At 72.3% G+C, this 25,379-nt stretch carries 21 protein-coding genes; 10 read left to right on the top strand and 11 right to left on the bottom strand.

Translation table 11 applies throughout. The annotated features are described in order from the left end of the window. Positions 1 to 39 precede the first annotated feature (39 nt). The 3 genes from DEJ16_RS02600 to DEJ16_RS02590 all read left to right on the top strand — a co-directional run bounded on the left by DEJ16_RS02600 (position 40) and on the right by DEJ16_RS02590 (position 2,538). Positions 40 to 570 (top strand): hypothetical protein, encoded by a 531-nt coding sequence (locus DEJ16_RS02600; protein ID WP_110823502.1) that lies wholly within the window; start codon positions 40 to 42, stop codon positions 568 to 570. After that, on the top strand, positions 567 to 1,199 hold the full coding sequence (lepB, locus tag DEJ16_RS02595; RefSeq protein WP_110823503.1) for a signal peptidase I: 633 nt from the start codon (positions 567 to 569) through the stop codon (positions 1,197 to 1,199). Before DEJ16_RS02600 ends, lepB begins: the two co-directional genes overlap by 4 nt. Positions 1,200 to 1,335: 136 nt before the next feature. Then, positions 1,336 to 2,538: a GAF domain-containing SpoIIE family protein phosphatase gene (locus tag DEJ16_RS02590; RefSeq protein ID WP_110823504.1), complete on the top strand. Its 1,203-nt coding sequence runs from the start codon at positions 1,336 to 1,338 to the stop codon at positions 2,536 to 2,538. Between the two features lie 116 nt (positions 2,539 to 2,654). On the opposite strand, the gene DEJ16_RS02585 is transcribed toward DEJ16_RS02590, so the two are convergent. Continuing rightward, positions 2,655 to 3,533: a phosphoribosylaminoimidazolesuccinocarboxamide synthase gene (locus tag DEJ16_RS02585; protein WP_110823505.1), complete on the bottom strand. Its 879-nt coding sequence runs from the start codon at positions 3,531 to 3,533 to the stop codon at positions 2,655 to 2,657. Next, entirely contained in the window at positions 3,530 to 4,798 is a 1,269-nt protein-coding gene (purD, locus tag DEJ16_RS02580; protein ID WP_110823506.1) for a phosphoribosylamine--glycine ligase, read from the bottom strand. Before purD ends, DEJ16_RS02585 begins: the two co-directional genes overlap by 4 nt. Positions 4,799 to 4,855: 57 nt before the next feature. Here purD and DEJ16_RS02575 point away from each other — a divergent pair, with 57 nt between their 5' ends. Next, positions 4,856 to 5,215: a sterol carrier family protein gene (locus DEJ16_RS02575; protein ID WP_110823507.1), complete on the top strand. Its 360-nt coding sequence runs from the start codon at positions 4,856 to 4,858 to the stop codon at positions 5,213 to 5,215. 347 nt (positions 5,216 to 5,562) lie between these two features. Here the strand turns inward: DEJ16_RS02575 and DEJ16_RS02570 are convergent, their stop codons facing one another. After that, positions 5,563 to 8,139 (bottom strand): LuxR C-terminal-related transcriptional regulator, encoded by a 2,577-nt coding sequence (locus tag DEJ16_RS02570; protein ID WP_110823508.1) that lies wholly within the window; start codon positions 8,137 to 8,139, stop codon positions 5,563 to 5,565. Between the two features lie 104 nt (positions 8,140 to 8,243). On the opposite strand from DEJ16_RS02570, the gene DEJ16_RS02565 reads away from it, so the two are divergent. Continuing rightward, positions 8,244 to 8,705 carry a hypothetical protein gene (locus DEJ16_RS02565; protein ID WP_110823509.1) on the top strand — a complete coding sequence of 154 codons (462 nt, stop codon included), beginning with the start codon at positions 8,244 to 8,246 and terminating at the stop codon, positions 8,703 to 8,705. A 95-nt stretch (positions 8,706 to 8,800) separates the two neighbouring features. On the opposite strand, the gene purF is transcribed toward DEJ16_RS02565, so the two are convergent. Then, positions 8,801 to 10,258, bottom strand: coding sequence for an amidophosphoribosyltransferase (gene purF, locus DEJ16_RS02560; RefSeq protein ID WP_110823510.1), 1,458 nt, complete (start codon positions 10,256 to 10,258; stop codon positions 8,801 to 8,803). A gap of 71 nt (positions 10,259 to 10,329) precedes the next feature. Between purF and purM the strand changes: the two genes are divergently transcribed. Then, positions 10,330 to 11,424, top strand: a complete 1,095-nt coding sequence (gene purM / locus DEJ16_RS02555; RefSeq protein ID WP_110823511.1) for a phosphoribosylformylglycinamidine cyclo-ligase — start codon at positions 10,330 to 10,332, stop codon at positions 11,422 to 11,424. A 484-nt stretch (positions 11,425 to 11,908) separates the two neighbouring features. Here the strand turns inward: purM and DEJ16_RS02550 are convergent, their stop codons facing one another. Continuing rightward, positions 11,909 to 12,115, bottom strand: coding sequence for a DUF3073 domain-containing protein (locus DEJ16_RS02550; protein WP_110823512.1), 207 nt, complete (start codon positions 12,113 to 12,115; stop codon positions 11,909 to 11,911). 162 nt (positions 12,116 to 12,277) lie between these two features. On the opposite strand from DEJ16_RS02550, the gene DEJ16_RS02545 reads away from it, so the two are divergent. Beyond that, complete coding sequence (locus tag DEJ16_RS02545) at positions 12,278 to 13,426, top strand: NAD(P)-binding domain-containing protein (protein ID WP_110823513.1); 1,149 nt, start codon at positions 12,278 to 12,280, stop codon at positions 13,424 to 13,426. 149 nt (positions 13,427 to 13,575) lie between these two features. Here DEJ16_RS02545 and DEJ16_RS02540 read toward each other — a convergent pair whose 3' ends face one another. The 6 genes from DEJ16_RS02540 to DEJ16_RS02515 all read right to left on the bottom strand — a co-directional run bounded on the left by DEJ16_RS02540 (position 13,576) and on the right by DEJ16_RS02515 (position 19,491). After that, the gene (locus tag DEJ16_RS02540) at positions 13,576 to 13,821 is read right to left on the bottom strand and encodes a DUF3072 domain-containing protein (RefSeq protein ID WP_110823514.1); all 246 of its coding nucleotides are present in this window, start codon (positions 13,819 to 13,821) and stop codon (positions 13,576 to 13,578) included. Between the two features lie 111 nt (positions 13,822 to 13,932). Next, on the bottom strand, positions 13,933 to 14,757 hold the full coding sequence (locus DEJ16_RS02535) for a hypothetical protein (protein WP_110823515.1): 825 nt from the start codon (positions 14,755 to 14,757) through the stop codon (positions 13,933 to 13,935). A 59-nt stretch (positions 14,758 to 14,816) separates the two neighbouring features. Next, complete coding sequence (locus tag DEJ16_RS02530; RefSeq protein ID WP_258365773.1) at positions 14,817 to 17,060, bottom strand: APC family permease; 2,244 nt, start codon at positions 17,058 to 17,060, stop codon at positions 14,817 to 14,819. A gap of 238 nt (positions 17,061 to 17,298) precedes the next feature. After that, on the bottom strand, positions 17,299 to 17,892 hold the full coding sequence (locus tag DEJ16_RS02525) for a PadR family transcriptional regulator (protein ID WP_110823516.1): 594 nt from the start codon (positions 17,890 to 17,892) through the stop codon (positions 17,299 to 17,301). Continuing rightward, a complete protein-coding gene (locus DEJ16_RS02520; RefSeq protein WP_110823517.1) occupies positions 17,889 to 18,743 on the bottom strand; it encodes a DUF4097 family beta strand repeat-containing protein in 855 nt (284 codons plus the stop codon). Before DEJ16_RS02520 ends, DEJ16_RS02525 begins: the two co-directional genes overlap by 4 nt. 82 nt (positions 18,744 to 18,825) lie before the next feature. Then, positions 18,826 to 19,491 carry a YitT family protein gene (locus tag DEJ16_RS02515; RefSeq protein WP_110823518.1) on the bottom strand — a complete coding sequence of 222 codons (666 nt, stop codon included), beginning with the start codon at positions 19,489 to 19,491 and terminating at the stop codon, positions 18,826 to 18,828. Between the two features lie 61 nt (positions 19,492 to 19,552). Here DEJ16_RS02515 and DEJ16_RS02510 point away from each other — a divergent pair, with 61 nt between their 5' ends. From DEJ16_RS02510 to DEJ16_RS02500, 3 genes are all read left to right on the top strand, one after another. Beyond that, positions 19,553 to 20,992, top strand: a complete 1,440-nt coding sequence (locus DEJ16_RS02510) for a PLP-dependent aminotransferase family protein (protein ID WP_110823962.1) — start codon at positions 19,553 to 19,555, stop codon at positions 20,990 to 20,992. Positions 20,993 to 21,166: 174 nt separating this feature from the next. Next, entirely contained in the window at positions 21,167 to 21,865 is a 699-nt protein-coding gene (locus tag DEJ16_RS02505; RefSeq protein WP_110823519.1) for a DUF6518 family protein, read from the top strand. A gap of 97 nt (positions 21,866 to 21,962) precedes the next feature. After that, positions 21,963 to 25,343 (top strand): efflux RND transporter permease subunit, encoded by a 3,381-nt coding sequence (locus DEJ16_RS02500; RefSeq protein WP_110823520.1) that lies wholly within the window; start codon positions 21,963 to 21,965, stop codon positions 25,341 to 25,343. Positions 25,344 to 25,379: the final 36 nt, after the last annotated feature.

The following is a 25,379-nucleotide window of genomic DNA, read 5'->3' as shown; positions in this document are numbered from 1 at the left end:
CGTCGGTCCGACCCGACGGGGACGGGCCAAGATGGACCGATGCCCTCCGAACGCCGCGGTCGCCCACGCCCCCAGGACCTGCCGGTCGAGCACGTCCGCGACCGGATGTCGTCGTACATCTACGGCAACATCACCGTGCTCGCCGTCGCGATCGCGGTCTCGCCCGAGCAGATCCACCACGGAGCCGCCGTGCTCACCGTGCTCGCGACGGCGGTGCTGACGTACCTCGCGCACGTGCTCGCGCACCTCGTGGCACACGCGATCGGGGACACCGCCGACGACACGGCGCGGCGGGAGTCCGTCGCGGTGATCACCCGGAACGCCAACCCGATCGCGACCTCAGGACTCATCCCCGGCGTCCTCTATGCGGCCGCGTGGATCGGGTGGGTACCGGCCGAGTGGGCGCAGACCGCCGCGGTCGTCATCCTGGTCGTCCGCATCGGCCTGGTCGGGGTGTTCCTCCAGCGGTTCCGCGGCAAGCAGCCGTCGTTCCTCGGGCTCTGGGGCGGCCTCGTGCTCGCCGCCGTCGCGCTCGTCATCTCCGTCGTGAAGGTCGTGGTCACCCATTGAGCGAGACAGATCCGTCGGCCGCGACCGAGCAGACCCGTGGCCGGTCCACGGCCCGGTTCCTGCGCGACCTCGTGGTGATCGTGGTGGCGGCGCTGGTCGTGTCCTTCCTGGTGAAGGCGTTCCTGGTGCGGTCGTTCTACATCCCCTCGGAGTCGATGGAGGACACCCTGCTCGTCGGGGACCGGGTCCTCGTGAACGAGCTCGTGCCCGACGTCATGTCGCTCGAGCGCGGTGACGTCGTCGTGTTCCGCGACCCGAACGCGTGGCTCGCCCCGGGGCAGGGCGAGGACCTCATCAAGCGCGTGATCGGGCTGCCGGGCGACCGGGTCGAGTGCTGCGACGCCCAGGGCCGGCTGTCGGTCAACGGGCACGCGGTGGACGAGCCGTACGTGCGCCTGCCGGCGGACGTGAACCGGGTCTCCGGCGAGGACTTCTCGATCACGGTGCCGGACGGCCGTGTCTGGGTCATGGGTGACAACCGGTACAACTCCGCCGACTCGCGCGTGCACGGCAACGTGCCGGTCGAGGACATCGTCGGTCGGGCGTTCGTGATCACCTGGCCGGTCGACCGCTGGTCGGTGCTGTCGCGGTACGGCGACGAGTGGGACGCGGTCCCCGACGCCGACTGAGCGCGAGCGGTGCGCGAGCGGTGAGCGGTGCGCGGTGCGCGGTGCCGGGGGAGTCGTGCGCGTGGCCCGTCGACTGGGGTCATGCGTTCCGTGAACTCCGAGAGGGCTTGTCCGGTATCCGCGTTAGCGTGGTCGCATGAGCACCGAGCACGTCGAGCAGACGATCCCCGCTTCCGCTCCCGTCGCGGCTCGTCGTGCTGCGCTGCTCGCCGCACTCGACGTCGTGCAGGGCGGCCCGGAGGAACGGTTCGAGCGCATCACCCGGATCGCCCGAGAGGCGTTCGGCGTCTCCGGCTCCTTCCTCAACCTCGCCGGCGACGACGTGCTCTTCCACAAGTCGCAGCAGTCCGACCAGGTGTTCCCCGGGTCGACGCCCATCCTGGACACGTTCTGCGGCCGGACGCTCGACCAGGACGGCCCCGTCGTCGTGCCGGACGCGCGGGACGACCTGCGCTTCTCCGACCTGCCGATGGTGAACAACGACCCGAACGTCCGCTTCTACGCCGGGGTCCCGCTGCACGTCGGTGCCGACGCGACCAAGGTCGGGACGCTCTGCCTCATCGACCCGAGCCCGCGTGCCCTCGCCCCCGAGGACGTCGCCCTGCTCGAGGAACTCGGCGTCTGGGCGGAGCGCGAACTGGCCACCGGTCTCGACGACGACCGCCTCCGCACGGTGCTCTCCGGGCTGCAGCCGCACACCCTCGACCTGCCCGGCTGGACCATCGGCGGGACGTCGATCCCGCACGGCATCGTGTCGGGCGACTTCCACGACTGGCGCATCGACGACGGCACGGTGGACCTCACCATCGCGGACGTCATGGGGAAGGGCATGGCCGCCGGACTGCTCGCGGCCGGCATGCGCGGCGCCCTGCTCGCCCGCCGGCACGAGGACCCGTCCACCGCGGTCGCCGGGCTCGAGGAGCAGGTCGCCCCGGACCTCAGCGCCGCCGAGGCCTTCGCGACCCTGTTCCACGGGCGGCTCGACACGGCGACCGGTCGGCTGGCGTTCGTCGACGCCGGGCACGGACTCGTCCTGCACCTGCACGCCGACGGCACCGAGACCGTGCTGCGGTCGCTCGACCTGCCGGTCGGCCTGCACCCGATCGGGATGGACCGCGCGGCGGGGGAACTCGTCCTGGAACCGGGTGACACCCTGCTGCTCGTCAGCGACGGCGCCCTCGAGCTGTGGGACTCGACCCTGGCGTCGCTCTCCCGGCTCGGCGCGCTCCACCGGAAGTCGCCGGACCTGTCGACGTTCCTGGCCGGTGTCCGGGGCCGGGCGCTCGAACACGACCCGGGTGACGACCTGACCGTCGTGGTCGTGTCCCGCGACGCCTGACCCGGCCTGACCGGATGGCAGCGCGACCGGCTGCCTGCCCGACCGGCTGCCTGCCCGAACGGCTGCCTGCCCGATCGGCCGCCTGCCCGGTCGGTCTTCCGCCGGCCGGGACGCGGTCAGGCGCCGAGGCGCTCGATCAGCTCGCGGTAGCGCGCGGCCGTCCGCTCGACGACCTCGTCCGGCAGCACGGGCGGGGTCCCGGTGCGGTCCCAGTTCGCGCTGAGCCAGTCGCGGACGATCTGCTTGTCGAACGAGTCCGTCCGGTTGCCCGACTCGTACGCCGCTGCGTCCCAGTAGCGACTCGAGTCGCTCGTCAGGACCTCGTCCGCGATCCGGATCAGTCCGTCGGCGTCGCGGCCGAACTCGAACTTCGTGTCCGCGATGACCACACCGCGCTGCAGGGCGATCGCCGCCGCCTCGGAGTACACGGCGAGGGACAGGTCACGCAGCGCCGCGGCGTCCGCGGGGCCGACGAGTTCCTCGGTGCGCTCGAACGAGATGTTCTCGTCGTGCTCGCCCTGCGGGGCCTTGTACGCGGGCGTGTAGATGGGCTCCGGCAGGCGGTCACCGTTCGCCAGCCCGGCGGGCAGCTGTACACCGCAGACACTGCCGGTCTCCTGGTACTCGGCCCAGCCGCTGCCGACCAGGTACCCCCGCACGACGCACTCCACGGGGAACATCCGCAGCGGCATGACGTGCATGGAGCGTGCCTCGACGGATGCCGGGACGGGCGTCGTCGTCCCGCTCGGGGTGAGCAGGTGGTTCGGGACGTCACCCAGCTGGTCGAACCAGAAGCGGGACAGCCGGGTGAGGAGCTCGCCCTTGCCCGGGATCGGCGGCTCGAGCGCGAAGTCGTAGGCGCTCACCCGGTCGGACGCGACGAGGAGCAGTTCGGTGGCACCGGCGACGTCGGCCGTCGACGCGGGCACGTACAGTTCGCGGACCTTGCCGGAGGAGACGTGTCGCCAGCCCTGGACGTCCGGGGCGGCGCTCATCGGACGACCTTCGCGGCGATGTCGGTGCGGAACTGCGCGCCGGGGAGCGTGATGTCGTGCAGGCCGGCGTAGGCGCGGTCGCGCGCTTCGGCGAAGTCGGCCCCGGTGGCGACGACGCTGAGCACCCGGCCGCCGGTCGCGACGGAGTCGCCGTCGAGGGCGCCCGTCGCCGCGTGCAGCACGGCGACGCCGTCGCGGGCGTTCGCGGCGTCGACACCCGTGATCGTCCGGCCGGTGACCGGGCTCTCCGGGTAGCCCTCGCTGGCCAGGACGACCGTGACGGCCGCCTGGTCGCGGAACTCCGGCCGCGGCGTGGAGCCGAGCTGCCCCGACGCGGCGGCGAGCAGCAGGCCGCTCAGCGGGGTCGCGAGGCGGGGGAGCACCACCTGGGTCTCGGGGTCGCCGAAGCGGGCGTTGAACTCGATCACCCGCACGCCCTGCTCGGTGACGATCAGCCCGCAGTAGAGCAGTCCGACGAAGGGCGTGCCCTCGTGCTCGAGCTGGCGGACGGTGGGCAGCGCGACCAGGTCGGTGACCTCGTCCACGAAGGCCTGCTCGGACCCCCAGCGGTCGTCGAGCCACGGCAGCGGCGAGTACGCGCCCATGCCGCCGGTGTTCGGTCCGAGGTCACCGTCGGACAGTCGCTTGTAGTCCTGCGCGGGCGACAGCGGTCGGACGTCGTGCCCGTCGCTGAGGAAGAACAGCGAGACCTCTTCCCCGTCGAGGAACTCCTCGACCACGACGTGTCCGTGCTGCAGCCAGTAGGTCGCGTGGTCGATCGCCGCCTGGCGGTCCTCGGTCACCAGGACGCCCTTGCCCGCCGCGAGCCCGTCCGCCTTGACCACGTACGGAGCACCGAGCTCGTCGAGCGCCGCCACTGCCTCGTCCACCGTGCCGGCGGACACGGGACGTCCGGTCGGGACGCCGGCCTCGGCCATGACGCGCTTGGCGAAGGCCTTCGACCCCTCGAGCTGCGCGGCGGCCTTGCCGGGACCGAACACCGGGATGCCCCGGGTGCGGAGCGGGTCGGCGACGCCGGCGATGAGGGGCGCTTCCGGTCCGACGACGACGAGCTCGACGTCGTTCTCGAGCGCGTACTCCGCCACGAGTGGGCCGTTCGTGGGGTCGAGCGACACCGTCTCCACGTCGGCGGCGATGCCGGCGTTCCCCGGCGCTGCCGTGATGACGTGCCCGGCCTGTTCTGCCAGGAGGGCCGTGATGATCGCGTGCTCGCGGGCACCGGAACCGAGGACGAGGATTCGCACCCGATCACCCTACCGAGCCCGATGAGCCGCCCGTAGTGCACCGGCTAGCCTGTGGGGATGCCGCCGAAGACCATCGACGACGCCGTCGGCCGGGCCGCGCTCGACGCCGTCACCGCCGGCGCGACCGACCGCTCCTCGATCGCGACGGCCGTCCGCTGGACCCTGCAGCGCCTGGCCGAGGACGTGCCCGGCAACAGCGTCGAGGTGCGGGTCCCGCCGTTCGCCGCGGTGCAGGCCGTGCCCGGACCGCGGCACACGCGCGGCACGCCGCCGAACGTGGTCGAGACGGACGCGACGACGTGGCTCGCGCTCGCGACGGGTCGGCAGCACTGGGACGACCCGGAGACCACCCGCCGCGTCAGCGCGTCCGGTTCACGGGCCGACATCGCCGCGTTCCTGCCGGTCCGCCTGCCCTGACCCGGCGGCGTGGTGACACGCCCGTCGGTCTCGGTACCCGGGGGAATTAGGTAGGTCCTACCGATGTGGACCGTGCACCCGCTTCTCTAGCCTTGGTGAAGCCGCCGGGATTCGGACCCGACCCGAACGGGTCCGAACCCGGCGACGCATTCCACGCTACGCGAAACCGGGCGCGGTGTGTCAACGGCAGCGGCGAGTCGTGCTGCATCCCGCAACTTCTTCTGCGGTCTGCCCAGACCGTTCCGTCCTGCTCAGACCGTTCCGTGCGCCGGCCGTTCCCTGCGCGGGGCGTTCCGTGCGCGGGCCGTTCCGTGCCCGGCCCGGTCCATCCCCGGCTCGTTCTGTGTTCAGACGAGTTCGACGAGTTCCGACCGTGCGCGGATGTCCCACTTCGCGAACACGCGCGACATGTGTGCGTCCACCGTCCGGACCGACAACCCGAGTCGGTCCGCGATCCGCCGGTTCGAGTACCCCTGGGCGGCGAGCTCGGCCACCTCGTACTCGCGCTTCGTGAGCGGCTGCTTCGTCCGGCCCGCGGTGACGGCCATGCCGCACGCGGCCAGGTCGGCCTGGGCGCTGGCGATCCACGCGCGGTCACCCGACCGCAGGGCGTCGGCGTACCCGGTGATCGCCGCGGCCAGGGGCCCGTCGACGCGGGTGGCCGCGTCCTGCATCCGCGCGAGGGACGCGGCGGTGTCCCGACCGGCCATCGCGTCCATCGCGTAGTGCAGGGTCTGCGCGTAGAGCACGTGGGTCCACGCGCCCGCCGCCGTCCCGCGCGCGATGATCTCGTCGGCCCGCCGGAGCCCGGACGGGTTCCCGAGCAGCGCCTCGGTCCACGCGATCGTCGTCTCGATCTGGTCGCCGAGGATTCGCATGGCACGGAGCGGTGTGGTCCGCGCCCGCTCCACGGACTCGGCTGCTGCGTCCGGCATGTCGGCGTACGCCTGGGACATGGCCAGACGGGACCACGCGTAGGCCGAGAAGCCGCCGGGGTCGATGACCTCGTACCGCTCGCACGCGGCGGTGAAGGCCGTCACGGCGTCGGACCACCGTCGCTCCCCGAGTGCGCGGTTCCCGATGCCGAAGAGCTCGAGGGTGAAGTCGTACTTGAGGAACGGGTCGGCCCGGATGAGCGGGACCTGCGTCACCATCTCGGCGATGTCCCCGCGCCACACCTGGACCTGGTGCAGCACCGACACGACCTCCCCGACGGTCCACGGCGAGTCCTCGAGGTGGACCGTGGCGGTCGCCAGGCAGGCGTGGGCCAGTCGCATCGCGTCGTCCAGCCGCCCACCGGTGCCGAGGGCCATCACGGCGCACGCGGCGATGGGCAGGAAGGACCGCGGGATCGCCGGGGCGTGCAGGACCCCGGAGCGCTCGATCTCCTGTCGGATCTCGGCGAATTCGCCGCCCCACCCGAGGTGCGAGAGCCGCAGGACGCGTAGCTGCTCGCGCGCGGCCGGGCCGACGTGCGCGACGGCGATCTCGGTCAGCGTCACGGCGGACGCGGCGTCGTCGTCGTGGAACTGCCGGAGGTTGGCGAGTGTCTCGCACGCCTCGACGACCGCGACGTCGTCGACGTCGACGCCGGACGTGGCGAGGCCCCAGGCGGCTTCCGCGTCGACCCGGCCGGCCTCGCGTCCGCTGCTGTACCCGTGGGCGAGCGAGCGCAGGCAGTGGGTGCGGACCCGCTCCGTCGGCGTGAGGACCGCCCCGAGCATGGCGGACGTCAGGGCGATCGTGCTCTCGTGCTCCTGGAGGCCGTTCGCGATCCGCGCTGCGTCGAGCAACTGGTCGACGGGCGGCAGGACACCGCACTCGAGCGCCCACAGGATCGCGCGGAGACGTGCCGCCGGCGGTGCGCCCTCCTGCCGGTCGGTGCGGAAGGCGTTGGCCCGCGCGAACAGGGCGGTCCGTCGGGCGACGGGCACCAGGGCCCGGACGACGTCGCCGACGAGGGGGTGGGACGACCGTGCGACCGGGCTGCCGGTGCCCGTGGAGTCCATCCGCACGAACCCGAGGCCGACCGCCCGGTCCAGGTCGCTCCCGTCCACCAGGGCGAGCAGGCGGGACACCGGGATCGGCTCGGCGAGCGCGACGATCTCCACGACGTCGCGCAGGTCGCCGGGGAGCGCGGCGAGTTCGGTCCGGTACATGTCGGCCAGGCTGTGGGACGCGGTGACCCGCCCGCGCCAGTACCAGCTCAGCGCGGTGTGCTCGAGCGCGCCGGAGGCCAGGCCGGCACGCACCACCTCGCGCAGGTACAGGGGGTTGCCCTCGGTCGCCCGGTGCACCTGTTCCACCGAGGCGGGTTCCAGCGGGGCACCGAGCGCGCGTTCCAGGAGCGCGGACGTCTCGTCCACGTCGAGCGGCACGAGGTCGATCCGCTCGAGGAGGTCGTCCTGCCAGAGCGCCCGCAGCGGTTCGGCCAGCGCCGTGAAGTCGCGGCAGGTGAGGACGAGCCGCGCGCCGTGGTCGCGCACGAGCCACGCGACGTAGCGGGCGGACAGCGCGTCGAGCAGGTCCGCGTCGTCGACCCGCAGCACGAGCTCCCGACCCTCCGTCCGGGCCGCGCGGCGCAGGAGTTCCTCGGCCGGGACGGGTTCCGTCAGGTCGTCGCCGAGCACGTCGCCGAACCGGTCCGAGACCGCACCGAACGGCATCGAGGAACCGGCGGCGACCGCGGTGATCGGCACGACCAGGGGTGCCGGGTCCGGCGCTCGTCGGACCACGCGGTCGGTCACGCGGGCGGCGACGGTGGTCTTCCCGAGTCCGGGCGCACCGACGAGCGCGACGCTCCACCGGTGATCGGCGACGACCGCGACGGCCCGGTCTTCCTCTCGGCGGCGGAGCACCGGCCATGACAACCGGGCGGGAGCCCGCGTCGGACGGCGGTCACCCGGGTCGGCTTCGTCGACCATCGCGCACCTCCCGTCTCGAAACCCCGCGGTACCGGACCATCATCTCGCGTCCAGTGGATGAACTGCCGCGCGAGCCTCCTCCCAAGGTGGGGGACAATGGGACGGTGAGCGACACCGATCGACCCGACCAGCGTCCGGTCCCGGCACCCGACGTGGTGACCTCCCCGGACCAGGTCACCATCCGACGCGCGCCGCGCTTCAGCGTCTTCATCCTCGGCGGCGCCGTGCTCGGCTTCCTCGTGACGGTCGTCGTCGTCGCGCTCACCATGGGCCTCGACCGCGGCGACCAGCAGGAGACGACGGGCTTCGCCGGGCTCGTCGGGTACTTCGGCCTCTACGGCGTCTCGATCGGCATGCTCGTCGGTGCGCTCGTCGCGGTCGTCCTCGACCGGGTGTCGTCCCGTCGAGCGGCGAGCCTGACCGCCGAGCGGGTCACGGTCGACCCGGTTCCGGAGACGGTCGACGGCGAGCTCGAGGACCACGACGGCCCCGCCACCGGCCCGGCGTCCCCGACCGATGCGACGGCCGAGCCCACTGCAGACGACCAGGGGCAGCCCGAGCGCTGAGGCTGCGGTCGCGGACGCGACCACGAACGGACTGGAGGCCCGTCACCAGCTGGTGACGGGCCTCCAGTCCGTGGTCCCGACGCTCCGGACCGTCGTCAGCTGAGCTGGTTCGCCTCGACCCAGGCGAGGTACTCCGGCGACACCGTGCCGGTGACGTACTCGCCGGTGAAGCAGCTCATCTCGAGGTCCGGGACGTCGGACCCCTCGATGATCGCGTCGCGCATGTCGCCGATCTCCTGGTAGATCAGGTGGTCGCTGCCGAGCACCGTGTTGATCTCCGGGATCTTGCGGTCGTGCGCGATCAGTTCGGCACGGGTCGGCATGTTGATGCCGTAGACGTGCGGGTAGCGGACCGGCGGCGCGGCGCTGGTGAACGTGACCTCGTTCGCGCCGGCGGCACGGGCCATCTCGACGATCTCGCGGCTCGTCGTGCCGCGCACGATCGAGTCGTCGACGATGAGGATGTTCTTGCCCTTGAACTCGGACGACATCGCGTTGAGCTTCTGTCGGACGCTGCGCTTGCGCTCCGCCTGGCCCGGCATGATGAAGGTCCGGCCGACGTAGCGGTTCTTGTAGAAGCCCTCGCGGTACTCGATGCCGAGCTTCTGCGCGACCTGCATCGCTGCCGGTCGGGACGAGTCCGGGATCGGCATGACGACGTCGATGTCACCGGTCGGCGCGTACTGCTCGATGGTGTCGGCCAGGCGGTTGCCGAGACGGAGACGGGCGTCGTAGACCGAGATACCGTTCATCACGGAGTCCGGACGGGCCAGGTAGACGTACTCGAAGGCGCACGGGACGAGCCGCGGGTCCTTCGCGCACTGTCGGGCGTGCATCGTGCCGTCCATCTCGATGAAGACGGCCTCGCCGGGAGCGACGTCACGGACGATGTCGTAGCCGCCGGACTCGAGCACGAGGGACTCGCTCGCGACGACCCACTCGCTCTTCCCCGCGTCGTCGAACTTGTGCCCGAGGATGAGCGGACGGATGCCGAACGGGTCACGGAACGCGAGCAGGCCGTGCCCGGCGATCGTCGCGATCGTGGCGTACGAGCCCTCGACCCGCTCGTGCACGCGCTCGACGGCGTCGAACACCTGCCCCGGGTCCAGGTGCTTGCCGCGGACCTGGCCCTGCAGCTCGTGCGCGAGGACGTTCACGAGCAGCTCGGTGTCCGAGGTCGTGTTGAGGTGCCGGCGGTCGATGTCGAACAGCTCCCGCGTGAGTTCACGCGTGTTCGTCAGGTTGCCGTTGTGCACCAGGACGATGCCGTAGGGCGCGTTCACGTAGAACGGCTGGGCCTCTTCCTCGTTCGTCGCGGCGCCACGGGTGGCGTACCGGACGTGGCCGAGACCCATGGTCCCGAGGAGCGCCCGCATGTCACGGGTGCGGAAGGCCTCGCGCACGTGACCACGGGTCTTGTGCATGTGGTGCACGTGCCCGTCGACCGTGGCGATGCCCGTCGAGTCCTGTCCCCGGTGTTGCAGGAGGAGCAGTGCGTCGTAGATGGATTGGTTTGCAGGCCCCTGCGCAACGAGGCCGACGATGCCGCACATTCGCGGGGTGCTCCAGACCGTAGGATCGGGTGGTACCGAACAAGTCTGCCATGCCCAGCGGAGGACGACGTATGCCCAACCCCTACGCCGAGGCCGGTGTCGACACCGCCGCCGGTGACCTGGCCGTCGAGCTCATGAAGTCCGCCGTCTCGGCGACGCACAACGCGTCCGTCCTGGGCGGCGTCGGTGGCTTCGCCGGGCTCTACGACGTCTCGTTCCTCAAGGACTTCGAGCGCCCGTTGCTCGCGACCTCGACCGACGGCGTGGGGACGAAGGTCGCGATCGCGCAGGCCATCGACAAGCACGACACCATCGGGCAGGACCTGGTCGGCATGGTCGTCGACGACATCGTCGTGGTCGGCGCGAAGCCGCTCTTCATGACGGACTACATCGCCTGCGGCCGGGTCGTGCCGAACCGGATCGCCGACATCGTCGCCGGGATCGCCCGCGGCTGTGCGGCCACGGGCACCGCGCTCGTCGGTGGCGAGACCGCGGAACACCCCGGCCTGCTCGGTCCGGACGACTACGACGTCGCCGGTGCCGCGGTCGGCGCGGTCGAGGCCGGCTCGCAGCTCGGCGCGCACCTCGTGCAGGACGGCGACGCGGTCATCGCGATCGAGTCCTCCGGACTGCACTCGAACGGGTACTCGCTCGTCCGGCACGTCCTCGGCCAGCGCGGCATCGGCTACACGGACACGCTGCCGGAGCTCGGCGGCCTGGTGGGGGAGGCCCTGCTCGAGCCGACCCGCCTGTACACGTCCCCGCTGCTGGACCTGATCGAGCAGCACCCCGGTGCCGTGCACTCGCTCTCGCACGTGACGGGCGGTGGCATCGCGGCGAACCTGGCGCGCGTGCTGCCCGTCGGGTCCTGGGTCGAGGTCGAGCGGTCCACCTGGCAGCCGCTGCCGGTGTTCCGCGTGCTCGCCGACCTGGCCGGCACCCCGATCGAGGACACCGAGGGCACCTGGAACCTCGGCATCGGCATGTTCGCCGTCGTGTCCGGTGCCGCGGCGGACGAGGTCATCGCGACCCTCGGGGCAGCCGGACTGCCCGCGTGGACGGTCGGCTCGGTGTCGACCGGTGCGCGCGACCTGACCGGGTTCGAGCAGGGCGCCAAGGGCGTCGACGGCGGGGCCGTGCGCCTCGTGGGGTCCTACGCGGGCTGAGGCGCCCCGCCCGGTACCGCCCCTGGGCAGCCCGCTCCCCGAGGTTCCAGAATCACGGAACCTCGGCGCGCGAGATCCCGCGTTCGTGGCACCGGGACGTCCGACGCGCGGCGAGTTGCGGAACCTCCTCGGTGCCGCGCGTCGTCGCGTTCGCACGACTCACCGTGCCCGGCGTCGTCGAGGTCGCACGACCCGCCATGCGCGCTCCGTCGAGGTCGCAGAAGCGGCCGCCACCGGCGCGCGGAGGCGGCAGATCGCGCAACCTCGGCGGATGCCCGCGGCGGCAGATCGTGCAACCTCGGCGGATGCCCGGCGGCGGCAGACCGTGCAACCTCGGCGGATGCCCGCGCGGCGGCAGATCGTGCAACCCCGGCGGAGGCGAGGCCGGCACGGCGTGCCGCAGCGGAGGCGCGACGAGGCATCCGCCCGGGCACGACGAGACGCCGCGCTCCCCGGAGGAGCGCGGCGTCGTCAGACCGGGAGGTCAGGCGGACTTGTTCGTGTCCGTCTGGTTCTCCAGGTCACCATCGTCACCGAACTCGTCGGCCCAGCGGTCGACGTAGTCGGGCTCGTCCGACTGTTGTGCGACGGAGAGTTCGCGTTCGAGAGCACCGTAGTTCGTGTCCGGGCTGAAGTACTTCAGCTCCCGGGCGACCTTGGTGTGCTTCGCCTTCTGACGGCCGCGCCCCATGCGTGACCCCCTCTGTGTCGGCTCGTGTCCGGTCTCGGCGGGCGACGAGTGTGCACCCGGGAAGAACAGACGGTTCGTGGTTTGAAATCTGTCGGCCACTTTACCATGTACCCCGTTGCCGACTTCGCCCGGCGCGTCCCGAGCACAGCAGAATCGAGGGTGATGCGCACCGCCGACCAACACGCCCGTGTCGTCGTGATCGGCGCGGGCCAGGCAGGCCTCTCCGTCGCCTGGCACCTCCAGCGCGCCGGACTCACCGCCGGCCGCGACCTGGTCGTCCTCGACCGTGCTCCGGGAACGGGAGGCGCGTGGCAGTTCCGCTGGGAGGCCCTCCGGCTCGGCATCGCGCACCGGGTGCACGACCTGCCGGGCATGCACGAGATGGGGTTGCACTTCGACGACGCGGACCGCTCACGTCCGGCCCGTGACGTCGTCGCGGAGTACTACCGGCGGTTCGAGGAGCACCACGACCTCCGGGTGCGTCGCCCCGTCGCCGTCACGGCGGTCCGCCGCGAGGTCGGGTCCGGTCCCGCCGGGAGCACGCCCGCGCTCGTGGTCGAGACCCGCGACGACGACGGGACCACCGGGGTGATCCGCGCGGAGGTGGTCGTCAACGCCTCCGGTACGTGGGGCACACCGTTCGTGCCGTGGGTGCCGGGTCGCGACGTGTTCCGGGGCCGGCAGCTCGACACGACGGGCTACCGCGACGCGTCGGAGTTCGCGGGGCAGGACGTCGTGGTCGTCGGTGGCGGTACGAGCGCCATTGGCTTCCTGCTCGAGCTCGACGGCGTCGCCCGGACCACGCGGTGGTTCTCCCGTCGCCCGGTGGTCTGGTCCGACGACCCGGAACTCGCGCTCGGCGCCGCCGTGGCGGCCGTCGAGGACCAGGACCGGGCAGCGAAGGCGGGACGGACGCTGCCGAGCATCGTCAGCGGGACGGGCCTCCCGGTCTCCCCGCGGATCCGACGCGGCCTGGCGCGTGGGCTGTTGCAGCCCGAGCCGATGTTCGTCCGGCTCGACGCGGACGGCGTCGAGACCGCGACCGGTGAGCACGTCCACGCCGACGCCGTCATCTGGGCGACCGGGTTCCGCGCGGACCTCCGGCACCTCGCGCCGCTGCACCTGCGGACCGAGGCCGGTGGGGTCGTCGTGGAGGACGGGCGTGCCGGAGCCGAACCGCGCCTCTTCCTCGCCGGGTACGGCCCGCAGGCGTCGACCATCGGTGCGAACCGCGCCGGTCGTCGGATCGCCCGCCAGGTCCTGGCGGTGCTGGCCGCGGACGACGGGGAGCGGTCACCCGCTCGGGCGTGACCGACAGCGGTGGACCCCACCGCTGACATCGGGCGCCTCGCGGCTCCGTCTGGCAGTCCAGGTCGACCGTGACCGTGACGGCGATCGCGACGGAGATGCCGGACGGCGGCCCGCTGGGATGCGGACCGCCGTACAGCAACGCCTGCGGTTCAGTTGGTGCCGCGGCCGGTCTTCTGCTGCAGGCGGTCGATGTTCTCCGAGGCCTCGGCCTTGTTGAGGTCGGCGGGGAGCTCCTCGCCGGCTTCGCGCGCGAGGGTGTCGAGGTAGCTGCGCTGCGGGCCGGTCATCGGCTCGTCACCGGTCACCCACTGCTCGGGGTCCTTGCTCGCGGTGGTCGACGGGTCCGGGCGCTCGCCGCCGAGGGTCTCCGGCTGATTCTGGTCTGCATCACTCATGAGCGTGACCGTACGCCGCACCCCCGACGTCCCGCGCAGCACGGCGTCCCCCGACGACCGGCGAACGGACAGGCGACGCCGGACCGGCGCCAGTCCGGCGCCAGTCCCGCGTCAGACCGGCGTCGCCGTGTACCGCACCAGGTCCCCGCCGACGTCGCTCGCCGCGATCGGGACGACCCGGCCGCCCCGCTCGATCCAGAGCGTGTTCGCCTGTTCGTCGAGCCGGTCCACCGGGTGCAGGGCCCCGTCCAGCAGCACCGAGGCGCTCACGCGGACCCGTCCGGACGCGGGTCGCGGCGGCAGCCCCGGCACGTCGTCGGCGTACTCCGGGTACTCGCCGGGGGCCAGGAGCGGCGCCACGGGCGTCGTCACGACCTCCACGCCGGCAGCGCCGGTCGACGTGCGGTGCGCCGGTGCTGTCCCGCCCAGGTCGTCGCCGTCGCGCCCCGCGACGGTCACGACCACGAGCCGCACGGCCTGGTCCATCGGCAGCGGGACGTCGACCTTCGGGGCCTCCGCCGTCCCGGCCAGTGCGCGGAACGCGGGTCGCCCGTCGGGGCCGAGGTGGGCCTCCTGGCCGTCGATGCGGACCCGGCCGCGCCCTCGTGAGTCGGCGTAGACCCCGGGCTCCAGCCCGGAACGGCGGGCGTCCAGGAGGCTCACCACGACCCGGTCCGGCCGGTACCAGTCCCGGAGCGTGGCCGGGTCCACCCAGCCGATGCTCGCGACGCCGCGCGTCAGTTCGGCGGAGTCGTCGGCGGCGCGCTCGTCGAGCGCGCCGAGCGGGTGCTCGCCGCGCACCGCGACGAGCCCGTCGTAGCGGCCGTCCGGCGAGACCGGCGGGCGGTGGTCGAGCACCTCGACGCGCTTCGAGACCTTGCCGCCGTGTCCGTCGAAGGTCGCGAAGGTACGGAGGTCCTCGGGCACGGTGGTCATGGGGTCACATGGTACGACCGGACACCGTCACGCGGGGTCATCGCTCGACCGTGCTCGGCTCAGACGCGGTCGTCCGGCGCGTGCGGGACCGGCGGGGCGGTCGGGACGAGGGATCGTATCTCACCCGTGCAGGTCGCGGGGTCGACGCCCTCCGCGGGGCCGGCCGGTCGCGTCGCTCGGCGCGAGGGGGTGCCGGCGTGCGCGAGCTTCTGCGGTTCCAGGCTGTTGCGCTGGGCGGAGCGGATGAGGCGGTCCTCCTCGGCCTCCGAGCGGAAGACGCCGTGCGGCGACCGGCGGAGGGCGGGTCGGACGGGCTCGCCGCGGCGGTCCTGCCCGGGGAAGGGTCGGGAGCGCTTGCCGTAGAGCAGCTCCGACGAGTCGAGCAGCCACGGGACGAGCGCGACCGTGACGCCGTGCATGAGCAGCAGCTTCTTGCGGATGCGGCGGCCGCGGTGGTTGTGCAGCAGCCCCTCCCACCAGTGGCCGACGATGAACACCGGGGTGTAGACCGTGACGACCTCGGATCCGTGCTCGAGCCGGTGCGCCTTGATGTACTTGATGAGCGGCATCGAGATGTCGCGGTACGGGCTCGGCACCATCGTCAACGGGACCTCGATGCCGTGCTCGGCCCACTGCTCCCGGAGGCGCGCGGCCTCGGCGTCGTCGATGGCGACGTGCACCGCCTCGAGGTCGGCGTGCTTCGCGGCGATGGCGTAGTCGAGCGCCTTCAGCACGGGCTTCTGCAGCTTGTTCACGAGGACGATGGCGTGGTCGCCCGTGGCGCCGAACTCGGTCTCCGCGTCGGCCGCGATCTCGTGCGAGACGTCGCGGTAGTAGCGGTTCACGCCGAGCATGAGCACGAACAGCACCGGCATGATCACGAAGACGAGCCAGGCGCCGTGCGTGAACTTCGTGATGGTGACGATGACGAGCACCACGAACGTGAAGGTGGCGCCGATCGAGTTGATCGTGAGGCTGCGGATGACCTGCCCGCGGTGCACGGGCTCCCCGGCGGTGCCGGCACGGTCGGCGCGGAGCAGGCTCACCCAGTGCTTGACCATCCCGCTCTGCCCGAGCGTGAACGAGACGAACACGCCGATGATGTACAGCTGGATCAGGCTCGTGACGTTCGCCCGGTAGACGATGAGCAGTGCGGCCGCGACGAGCGCGAGCACGATGACGCCGTTCGAGTAGATGAGCCGGTCACCGCGGGTGGACAGCGCCTTCGGGGCGTAGGAGTCGCGCGCCAGGATCGAGCCGAGCAGCGGGAACCCGTTGAACGCCGTGTTCGCGGCGAGGAGCAGCACCGCCGCCGTGGTCGCCTGGATGACGAAGAACAGGACCGAGTTGTTGCCGAACGTGGCCGCGGCGATCTGGGCGATGAGGGAGCGCTGCGGTGTCGCCGCGCAGTCCGCGAAGCCCTGCAGGTCGCACGCGTTCTCGGCGTAGTGCACGCGGGAGACGAGGGCGAGCGTGATGAGGCCGACGAACAGCACGATCGCGATGCCGCCCATGAGCACGAGGGTCTGCTGCGCGTTCTTGATCTTCGGCCGGCGGAAGGCCGGGATGCCGTTCGCGATCGCCTCGACACCGGTGAGCGCCGAACAGCCGGACGCGAAGGCCCGGAGGAGCAGGAGGATGAAGGCCGCCTGCGTGGTGTGCTCGATGTTCTCGACGGTGTAGCCGGCGGACTCGGCCACGGGCGCGTCCCCGGCGACGATGCGGACGAGGCCGGTCACCACCATCAGGAAGACGCTCGCCACGAACAGGTAGGTCGGGACGGCGAAGGCCTTGCTCGACTCGCGGACGCCGCGGAGGTTCGCGGCCGCCAGCAGCACGACGAACAGGAGCGCCAGCTCCACGCGGAACGGGTTGAGCATCGGCAGCGCCGAGATGATGTTGTCGACGCCGGAGGCCACCGACACGGCGACCGTCATCACGTAGTCGACGAGGAGGGCGCTCGCGACGACGAGCCCGGCCTTCTCGCCGAGGTTCCGGTGGGCGACCTCGTAGTCGCCACCCCCGGACGGGTACGCCTTGATGAGCTGCCGGTAGGACGCGACGACGACCACGAGCAGCAGCACGACGAGCGCGGCCACCCAGGGGGCGAACGTCAGGAACGCCATCCCGCCGAGCAGCAGGATCATGAGCAGTTCCTGCGGTGCGTACGCCACGGAGGAGAGCGGGTCGCTGGCGAAGATGGGGAGCGCCAGGTGCTTCGGCAGGAGCTGCCCCTCGAGTTTCTCGGAGGGGAGCGGGTCGCCGATCAGTCGGGCTTTCAACGACCGGGTCTCGTTGGTCACGAGCGACGAACTTACTCGTTGGCGGGGCGAACGCAACACCGGAGGCCGGAACCGTATTCCCCCACGAGCGGACGGGACGCGGAGAACCCCTCCGATCCGCGGATCGTCGCGGATCGGAGGGGTTCTCCTGTCCTTCTCTGAAGGAACGGACAGGTTCGACGGTCGGTGCTCCGGTGACGGCCGGGAGGCCCGGACCGCGTCCGCCCCGCCGGACCGGTCGTCCTGGTGTCCGGTCGCTTCAGAACGACCCGCGCAGGGCCTCCAGGCCGTCACGGAGGCGCTGGACCGCAGCGTCGTCGAGCGTGCCGCGGGCTGCGCGGCGACGCAGGTCGGCACGGAGCTGCTGCCGGAACACGGCGACCGCCATCTCGGCGTCGCGGAGGGTCCGGCCGCCGGACCCCGCGACCGGTGCCGGCTCGGCGCCGGCGGCACCCGGGGCCCCCGTCGGGCCGCTGTGCTGCGCGGCGGCGAGGTCGGCGCGGAGCGACTCCATCGCGGCGCCGACCGACGCGCGGACGCCGTCGGCGAGCGACTTCACGCTGTCCGCGACACCGTTCTCGAGCTGGGCGACCTCGTCGGCTCGTGCGTCGAGCTCGGCGCGACCGGCCTCGGTGATCGCGTAGACGGTCTTCCGGCCGTCGGAGGTCTTCGTGACCAGGCCGTCCTCCTCGAGCTTGGCGAGCCGCGGGTACACGGTGCCGGCACTCGGGACGTAGGTGCCGCCGAAGCGGTCGCCGAGCGCGGTGATGACCTCGTAGCCGTGCATCGGGTGGTCGGCGAGCAGGACGAGCAGGTACAGGCGCAGGTGTCCGTGCGCGAAGACGGGGCTCATGCGACACCGCCCTGCTCGTCGGCGGTCGGGGTGGTGTCGGCGGCCGGGACTGGTGCCGGGCCGTGCACGATCGCGACGTCGCCGGAGACGGAGTTGACCCGGATGTCGACGTACGAGCCGGAGAGCTCCCCGTCGGTCCGGGTGTACGTGCCGCGGGTGCCGCGGAGCTCGGCGTCGTCGAACTGCAGGCGGCCGGTGGCGGTGGTGATGGTGCTCGTGTAGGCCGTGCCGTGCTCGAGTCGGACGTCGACCGGGCCGGAGACGGTGTTCACCTTCACGCTGTCCGGGGTGCCGTGCAGGTCGAGCACCACGGCGGACGAGACGGCGTCGGCCGAGAACCGACGGATCTCGCCGGTGGCGACGACGTCGCCCGAGACCGTCCGGAGCGTGACGGTGCCGACCTGGTCGCGGATCGTGGTCGTGCCGGAGACCGCGTGGACCTGGACGTCACCGATGACCGCGTCGACGACGACGTCCCCGGAGACGCTGTTGAGCACCGCGCCGCGCTCGGTGCCGGAGAGCAGGACGCCGGCGGAGACGACGCCGAGCGTGACCGTGACGTCCCGTGGCACGAGGATGCTGACGTCCGCGCGGGCGCCGCCGCCGCGGAAGGACTTGAGGAAGCCGAGGGGGTCGTCCCAGCGCATCTGGGGGTGGTCGACCGTCAGGGTGTCGCCCTCGATCTCCACCTTGATGGGCTTGCCGGAGACCTGGTGGATCTCCACGCGCGCGGTCGGCTCATCGTGCGTGACGACGTCCACCTGCCCGCCGACCAGGCCCACCCGCAGTGCGCGGACGATCCCGGTGTCGATGACCTTCGGCTCGTCGACGAGCCATTTCTCCTGTGCCATGACTGCTCCTCGGTGTCGGACGGAACGCGATGTATCGCGTCTTTCGCGACACGATACATCGCGTCCTGTGCGGACGCCAGGGTCAGATCGAGACGTCGGGCAGACGGTCAGCGACCAGCGGGGCGGGAGCGGGTCTGGCCTCCCGGCCGGGGCTCCACGGGAACCGGCGGAACAGCGGCATGAGCGGCTGGACCAGCGGACCGATCGCGAACGCGGCGACCACCGTGCCGACGCCGACGTCCCCGCCGAGCAGCCAGCCGACGACGACGACCGTGACCTCCACGACCGTGCGCGCCACCCACACCGGCCAGCCGAACCGTTCGTGCAGCCCGACCATCAGGCCGTCCCGTGCGCCGGTGCCGAAGCCCGCGCCGATGTAGCACGCCGTCGCGACCGCGAGCAGGGCGATGCTCCCGACGAACAGCAGGACGCGACCGACCAGGCCGGCCGGTTCGGGGACCAGCCAGAGGACCAGGTCGGCTGCCGGACCGATCGCGAGGGCGTTGAGCAGCGTGCCGATCCCAGGTCGTTGCCGGAGCGGGATCCAGAACAGCAGGATCACCAGGCTGGACACGACCGTGATGACGCCGAACGACCACGGCAGGACGTTCTCCAGGCCCTGCGTGAGGACGGTCCACGACGAGACGCCGACGACCGCGCGGACCTGCAGTGCGACCGAGGCGCCGTAGAGGAACAGGCCGACGAGGAGTTGGACGAAACGGAGGGACACGGTGGAGGAGCGGGACACGGTTCGAGCTTGGAACAGATTGGCCTGCTGGTCGAGAGCCAATCGTCCTACTGTGGACCCCGTGACCCCCGTCCTCCTCAGTGCCCGCTCCGCCGCCGTACTCCTGACGCACTGGCGTGCCGGCTCCGACGCCCCGGCGTACGAGGCGCTCGCCGACGCCGTGCGGGTCCTCGTCATCGACGGGCGCATCCCGCACGGCGCTCGCCTGCCCGCCGAACGCGGGCTCGCGGCCGCACTCGGCGTCTCCCGCACCACCGTCGCGAACGCGTACGCACGACTCCGCGTCGACGGCTTCCTGACGTCCCTCCGCGGGTCGGGCAGCGTCGTCCGCCTGCCGCTCGAGGGGCGCCCGGACCCCGAGGAGCTCGGCGGCGTCGTACCCGCGGACGTGCTCGACCTGCGGAAGGCCGCCCTGCGGAGCGCCCCGGTCGTGGCCGAGGCCGTCGAACGCGCGATGCGGCACCTGCCGGCGGCGCTCGCCGGGATCGGGTTCGACACCGTCGGGGACCCGGGCCTCCGCGCGGCGATCGCGGAGCGGTACACGGCCCGGGGGCTGCCGACCTCGCCCTCCGAGGTGATCGTCACCGTCGGCGCCCAACACGCGATCGCGCTGCTGGCACGGGTGCTCGTCGGGCGCGGTGACCCGGTGCTCGTCGAGTCGCCGACCTACCCGCACGCGCACGAGGCCCTCCGCGCTGCCGGTGGTCGGCTGGTGTCGGTCCCCGTCGACCCCCGCGGTGGGTGGGACGAAGGCGTGCTCGACGCGACCCTGCGCCGCTCGGCGCCGACGATGGCCTACGTCATGCCCGAGCTGCACAACCCGACGGGCGCGACCATGCCGACGTCCACGCGGAGCGTCCTGCTCGAGGCCGCCGCGGCCGTCGGCACGGTCGTCGTGGCCGACGAGACGATGGGGGAGCTCCGCATCGACGGCCCATCCGCGCCCCCGCTGGCCGCCGGGGCGCCGGGCGAGGTCGTGATGGTCGGTTCGGCGGACAAGGTGTTCTGGGGCGGGCTGCGGATCGGCTGGATCCGGGCTGCTCCGGAGCTCCTGCACCGCCTGCTCCTCGCGCGGCCGACGGGCGACCTCGGGACGCCGACGCTGGACCAACTCGTCGCGCGTGAACTGGTCCCGCAGACGGCGGCCGTCCTGGAGGCCCGGCGTCCGGCCCTGCGCGCGGGTCGCGACGGCCTCGTCGCCGCGTTGCGGGAACGGCTGCCGGAGTGGGACGTCCCGTCGCCGGCCGGCGGGTTGACCACGTGGGTGGGGCTCGGGCGTCCGGTGTCGACCGCGCTGGTCCTCGCGGCGCGGTCCGAGGGGGTCGTGCTCGCGTCCGGGGGCGTGTTCGGGCCGGACGGCGGGTTCGAGCGGTCGCTCCGCGTGCCGTTCACCCTGACCGCGGAGGAACGGGAGCGCGTGGTCGACGCCCTCGCGCGGTCCTGGGCACGGGTGGGCGGGGCGACCGTGGGCGCGCGGGGGTCGTCGGCGGCGGTGGTCTGAGGACGCACGCGTCTGTGGTCTGTGGTCTGTGGTCTGCGGTGCGCGGTCGGCCGCGTCCGTGGTGCGCGGACGTCCGCGTCCGTGGTCCGCGGTCGGCCGCGTCACTCCTGCGGAGGATGCCCATGCCCCTCCCGGGTGATGTGACGAGCGGACGGGCACGCCAGCATCGAGACCATGAACAGCACCCTGTCCTCTCCCGGTGTCGCCCGGGCCGCGTCGCCGACCGCTCCCGGGCACCCGAGCGGCAGTGCCGTGCCGCCGGTCGCCCGACTCACCATGGCGGTGACCGGGGCCGTGCTCGCCGGCGTCGCGACGAGCTTCGGGCAGGCGGTGCCCGGGCTGGCGTCCATCTCCAACGCGGCCGGGCCGTGGTTCGTCGTCGCCGTGCTGCTCGTGCTCGCCGCCGGGGTCGCTCGGGGGAGTGTCCGACCGCGGCTGCGGACCGCGCTCGCGATGGCGCTCGGCGTCGTGCTGCTCGAGCTCATGCACATCGGCTACTGGGCGACGACGAACCTCCGCGGCTACCCGGACTCGCTGTCGATCACCAACTTCTGGGTCGTGATGGCACTGCCCGCCGGGCTGCTCGCCGGTGCCGTCGCCGTCGCGCTCCGGTCTCCGGACGGCCGCTGGCGGGGTGCCGCCGCCGGTGTGACCGCTGCGGTCCTCATCGGCGAGGGCGCCCGCGCCCTGCTGCAGGTCGCCGCGACCACGGGGACCGCCACGTGGGTCGTCCAGATCGTGGTCGGGGTCGGCGTCCTCGTCGCCGGCATCGCGTTGGCCCGGTCGCCGATCGGCCGTGCGGTCGCGCTCGGGGTCGGCGTCGTCGGCTCGGTCGGCGTGCTCGCCGTGTACTCCCTGCTCGGCGCCGCCTGACCGGGAGGTCCCCGCCACACGTCCGGGTACCTGCACGTTCATCCCCAGGATGCACTTCGGCTGGGTGGATGCAGGACCGGGCTGCGAGGATCAGGGCGTGCACCTCCTCTCCGTCTTCAGTCTCCGGAACCGGGCCCTCATCGCCCTCGTGACGATCGTGGTGGCCGTCTTCGGTGGCGTCGCCCTGTCGAGCCTCAAGCAGGAACTCATCCCGAGCGTCGAGTTCCCGCAGGTCGCCATCGTCAGCGCCTACCCGGGGGCCACGCCGGAGGTCGTGTCGAACGACGTCTCGACGAAGATCGAGCAGGCGATCCAGGTCGTGCCCGACCTCGAGTCGACGAGTGCGACGTCGTCCACCGGGCAGAGCGTCGTCTCCGCCTCGTTCGACTACGGCTCGAACCTGGCCAGCGCCGAGGACAAGATCCAGACCGCGGTCAACGCCCTCTCGCTCCCCGACTCCGTACAGACGCAGATCGTCACCGGGTCCTTCGACGACCTGCCGGTGCTGCAGGTCGCGGTCTCGTCGTCCGGCAACCAGGAGGAGCTGGTCGACCGGCTGCAGGCGACCGCGATCCCCGACCTCGAGAAGCTCGACGGGGTCCGGCAGGCCGACGTGTTCGGCAACCCCGGGCGTCGCGTCGTCATCACACCGGACGAGGACGAGCTCGCGGCCCGGGGGCTCAGTCAGACGGCGATCTCGGACGCCCTCGACGACAACGGCACGCTGATCCCGGGTGGCACGATCACGGAGGACGGGTCGACCCTCTCGGTGCAGACCGGTGAGCGGATCGCGTCGCTCGAGGACATCCGCGCGTTGCCCCTCACCAACTCGTCCGGCTCGGGCGGATCGGACGCGGCGGACACCACGTCGACCGACACGACCGGCGCACCCGGCGCCGGTGCACCCGCCGCCGGTGGGCCCGCTGCCGGTGCGACGACCCCGGGCGGGACGACGACCGGTGGCGCGACCGACGCCGCACCCACCGACGCGGCCGCGACCCCTGCCGTGACCCCGACCGACACCACCCTCGGCGACGTCGCCGAGGTCGCGATCAAGGAGTCGCCGCGGACGTCGATCAGCCGCGTCGACGGCGAGCAGGCCCTGACGATCTCGATCACGAAGACGCAGGAGGCCAACACCGTCGACGTGTCGACCGTCGTCGGCGACGCGCTGCCCGGCATCGAGGCCAAGATCGAGGGCGACCCGCGCTTCACCGTCGTCTTCGACCAGGCGCCCTACATCCAGCAGTCGATCGACTCCCTGGCCGAGGAGGGACTGCTCGGCCTGGCCTTCGCGGTCGTCGTCATCCTGGTGTTCCTGCTCTCGGTGCGGTCCACCCTCGTGACGGCGGTCTCGATCCCGACGTCGGTGCTCCTCGCGGCGATCGGCATGCAGGCGGCGGGCTACTCGCTCAACATCATCACGCTGGCCGCGCTCACCATCGCGATCGGCCGTGTGGTGGACGACTCCATCGTCGTCATCGAGAACATCAAGCGGCACATGCGCCCCGGCGTCGACCGAGCGCAGGCCGTGCTCGACGCCGTCCGCGAGGTCGCCGGCGCCGTCACCGCGTCGACGCTCACGACCGTCGCGGTGTTCCTCCCCGTGGCCTTCGTCGCGGAACTCGTCGGGGAGCTCTTCCGGCCGTTCGCGGTGACCGTCACCCTGGCGCTCGTGGCCTCGCTGCTCGTGTCGCTCACGATCGTCCCGGTGCTCGCCTACTGGTGGCTGCGCCCGAAGAAGGCGAAGCAGGCCACGGGGGAGCAGGCCACAGTGGAGCAGGCCACAGCGGAGCGGGCCACAGCTGAGCGGGACGAGCAGACCGCGCACGCCGTGGGGCGCGCGGACGAGCCCGCCGTCCGTCCGACGTCCGAGGCCGCGCTCGCGTCCGCCGCGGACCTGCACGACGCCGGCACCTCGGACCGTCTCCGTCGCGTGTACCTCCCGGTGCTCCGCTGGGCCGTCCGGGCGCCGGTCGTCGTGGTCCTGCTCGCCGTCGTGGTCCTGGGTGGCACGGCCGCCGCGCTGCCGTTGGTCACCACGAACTACCTCGGGGACTCCGGGCAGAACACCTTCACCGTGACCCAGGACCTGAAGGCCGGTTCGAGCCTCGACGTCCAGTCCGACTCCGCACGACAGGTGGAGCGGGAACTGCAGGACGTCCCCGGCGTCGAGACCGTCCAGACCACCATCGGCACGAGCGGGCAGTCCATCCAGGCCGCGTTCGGCGGCGGCGGATCGGCTTCCGTGCAGTACGCGGTCACCACCGATGCGGAAGCCGACCAGCCGACGATCCAGGCCGACGCCCGGAAGCGGCTCGACGCCATCGACGGCGTGGGCGAGATCACCATCGCCTCGTCCGGTGGTGGGTTCGGCGGCAGCAGCGACATCGAGGTGGACGTCACCGCCCCGACGCAGGCGCAGCTCGAGACCGCCTCACGCAAGGTCCTCGCGACCATGCGTTCGGTCGAGGGCACCACCGGCGCGACGAGCAACCTGTCCGCGGCGGAGCCCTTCCTCGCCGTCCGAGTGGACCGGGCGAAGGCCGCCGACCTCGGACTCACCGAGACCCAGGTCGGTGGACTCGTGGCCGCCGCGGTGTCGCCGCGTGACACCGGCAGCATCGAGATCGACGACGCCACGCTCGACGTGTACATCGCGAACCCGGACCCGCCGACGACCGTCGAGGCACTGCGCTCACTCGACGTGCCGACGAGCACCGGCACCGTGCCGCTGACGGACGTCGCGTCGGTCGAGCAGTCCGAGGGGCCCACGACGGTCACGACGACGAACGCCGCCCGGACCGCCACGATCACCGTCACACCGGACGCGACGAACCTCGGGGCCGCCGTGCAGTCCGTCACGAAGGCGGTCGACGAACTCGACCTGCCGCGCGGGGCGAGCGCCTCCATCGGCGGTGTCGCCGCGAGCCAGTCGTCGGCGTTCTCGCAGCTCGGCCTCGCCGTCGTGGTCGCCGTGCTGATCGTCTACGTGATCATGGTCGCCACGTTCCGGAGCCTGCTCCAGCCGCTCATGCTCCTGGTCTCGGTGCCGTTCGCCGCGACCGGTGCGATCCTGCTGCAGGTCATCTCGGGCGTCCCGATCGGTGTCGCGTCGCTCATCGGGCTGCTCATGCTCGTCGGCATCGTCGTGACGAACGCGATCGTCCTCATCGACCTGGTGAACCAGTACCGGCGACGAGGACTGCCAGTCCGGGAGGCGTTGCTCGAGGGCGCGACCCGACGCCTCCGCCCGATCCTGATGACCGCGCTGGCGACGATCTTCGCGCTGCTGCCGATGGCGATCGGGCTCACCGGCAAGTCGGGGTTCATCTCCCAGCCGCTGGCCCTCGTCGTGATCGGTGGTCTGGTGTCGTCGACGCTGCTGACGCTCGTCGTGCTGCCGGCGTTGTACGCCCTGGTCGAGGGTGCTCGTGAGCGTCGGGCGCAGCGGAAGGCGGCTCGCGCCGAGGCGTGATCAGCGGGGCGCGTCGCCGCTCATGCGGCGGCGTGC

Source organism: Curtobacterium sp. MCJR17_055 (genome assembly GCF_003224335.1).
Lineage (GTDB): Bacteria > Actinomycetota > Actinomycetes > Actinomycetales > Microbacteriaceae > Curtobacterium.
This window is presented reverse-complemented; position numbering and strand designations above follow the sequence as displayed.

What these genes read in the sequence shown, in the direction of transcription:
- DEJ16_RS02600 (WP_110823502.1), top strand. Translation starts at nt 40, where the DNA reads ATGCCCTCCGAACGCCGCGGTCGCCCACGCCCCCAGGACCTGCCGGTC.
- DEJ16_RS02590 (WP_110823504.1), top strand. Translation starts at nt 1,336, where the DNA reads ATGAGCACCGAGCACGTCGAGCAGACGATCCCCGCTTCCGCTCCCGTC.
- DEJ16_RS02585 (WP_110823505.1), bottom strand. Translation starts at nt 3,533, where the DNA reads ATGAGCGCCGCCCCGGACGTCCAGGGCTGGCGACACGTCTCCTCCGGC.
- DEJ16_RS02575 (WP_110823507.1), top strand. Translation starts at nt 4,856, where the DNA reads ATGCCGCCGAAGACCATCGACGACGCCGTCGGCCGGGCCGCGCTCGAC.
- DEJ16_RS02570 (WP_110823508.1), bottom strand. Translation starts at nt 8,139, where the DNA reads ATGGTCGACGAAGCCGACCCGGGTGACCGCCGTCCGACGCGGGCTCCC.
- purF (WP_110823510.1), bottom strand. Translation starts at nt 10,258, where the DNA reads ATGTGCGGCATCGTCGGCCTCGTTGCGCAGGGGCCTGCAAACCAATCC.
- purM (WP_110823511.1), top strand. Translation starts at nt 10,330, where the DNA reads ATGCCCAACCCCTACGCCGAGGCCGGTGTCGACACCGCCGCCGGTGAC.
- DEJ16_RS02550 (WP_110823512.1), bottom strand. Translation starts at nt 12,115, where the DNA reads ATGGGGCGCGGCCGTCAGAAGGCGAAGCACACCAAGGTCGCCCGGGAG.
- DEJ16_RS02545 (WP_110823513.1), top strand. Translation starts at nt 12,278, where the DNA reads ATGCGCACCGCCGACCAACACGCCCGTGTCGTCGTGATCGGCGCGGGC.
- DEJ16_RS02540 (WP_110823514.1), bottom strand. Translation starts at nt 13,821, where the DNA reads ATGAGTGATGCAGACCAGAATCAGCCGGAGACCCTCGGCGGCGAGCGC.
- DEJ16_RS02535 (WP_110823515.1), bottom strand. Translation starts at nt 14,757, where the DNA reads ATGACCACCGTGCCCGAGGACCTCCGTACCTTCGCGACCTTCGACGGA.
- DEJ16_RS02525 (WP_110823516.1), bottom strand. Translation starts at nt 17,892, where the DNA reads ATGAGCCCCGTCTTCGCGCACGGACACCTGCGCCTGTACCTGCTCGTC.
- DEJ16_RS02520 (WP_110823517.1), bottom strand. Translation starts at nt 18,743, where the DNA reads ATGGCACAGGAGAAATGGCTCGTCGACGAGCCGAAGGTCATCGACACC.
- DEJ16_RS02505 (WP_110823519.1), top strand. Translation starts at nt 21,167, where the DNA reads ATGAACAGCACCCTGTCCTCTCCCGGTGTCGCCCGGGCCGCGTCGCCG.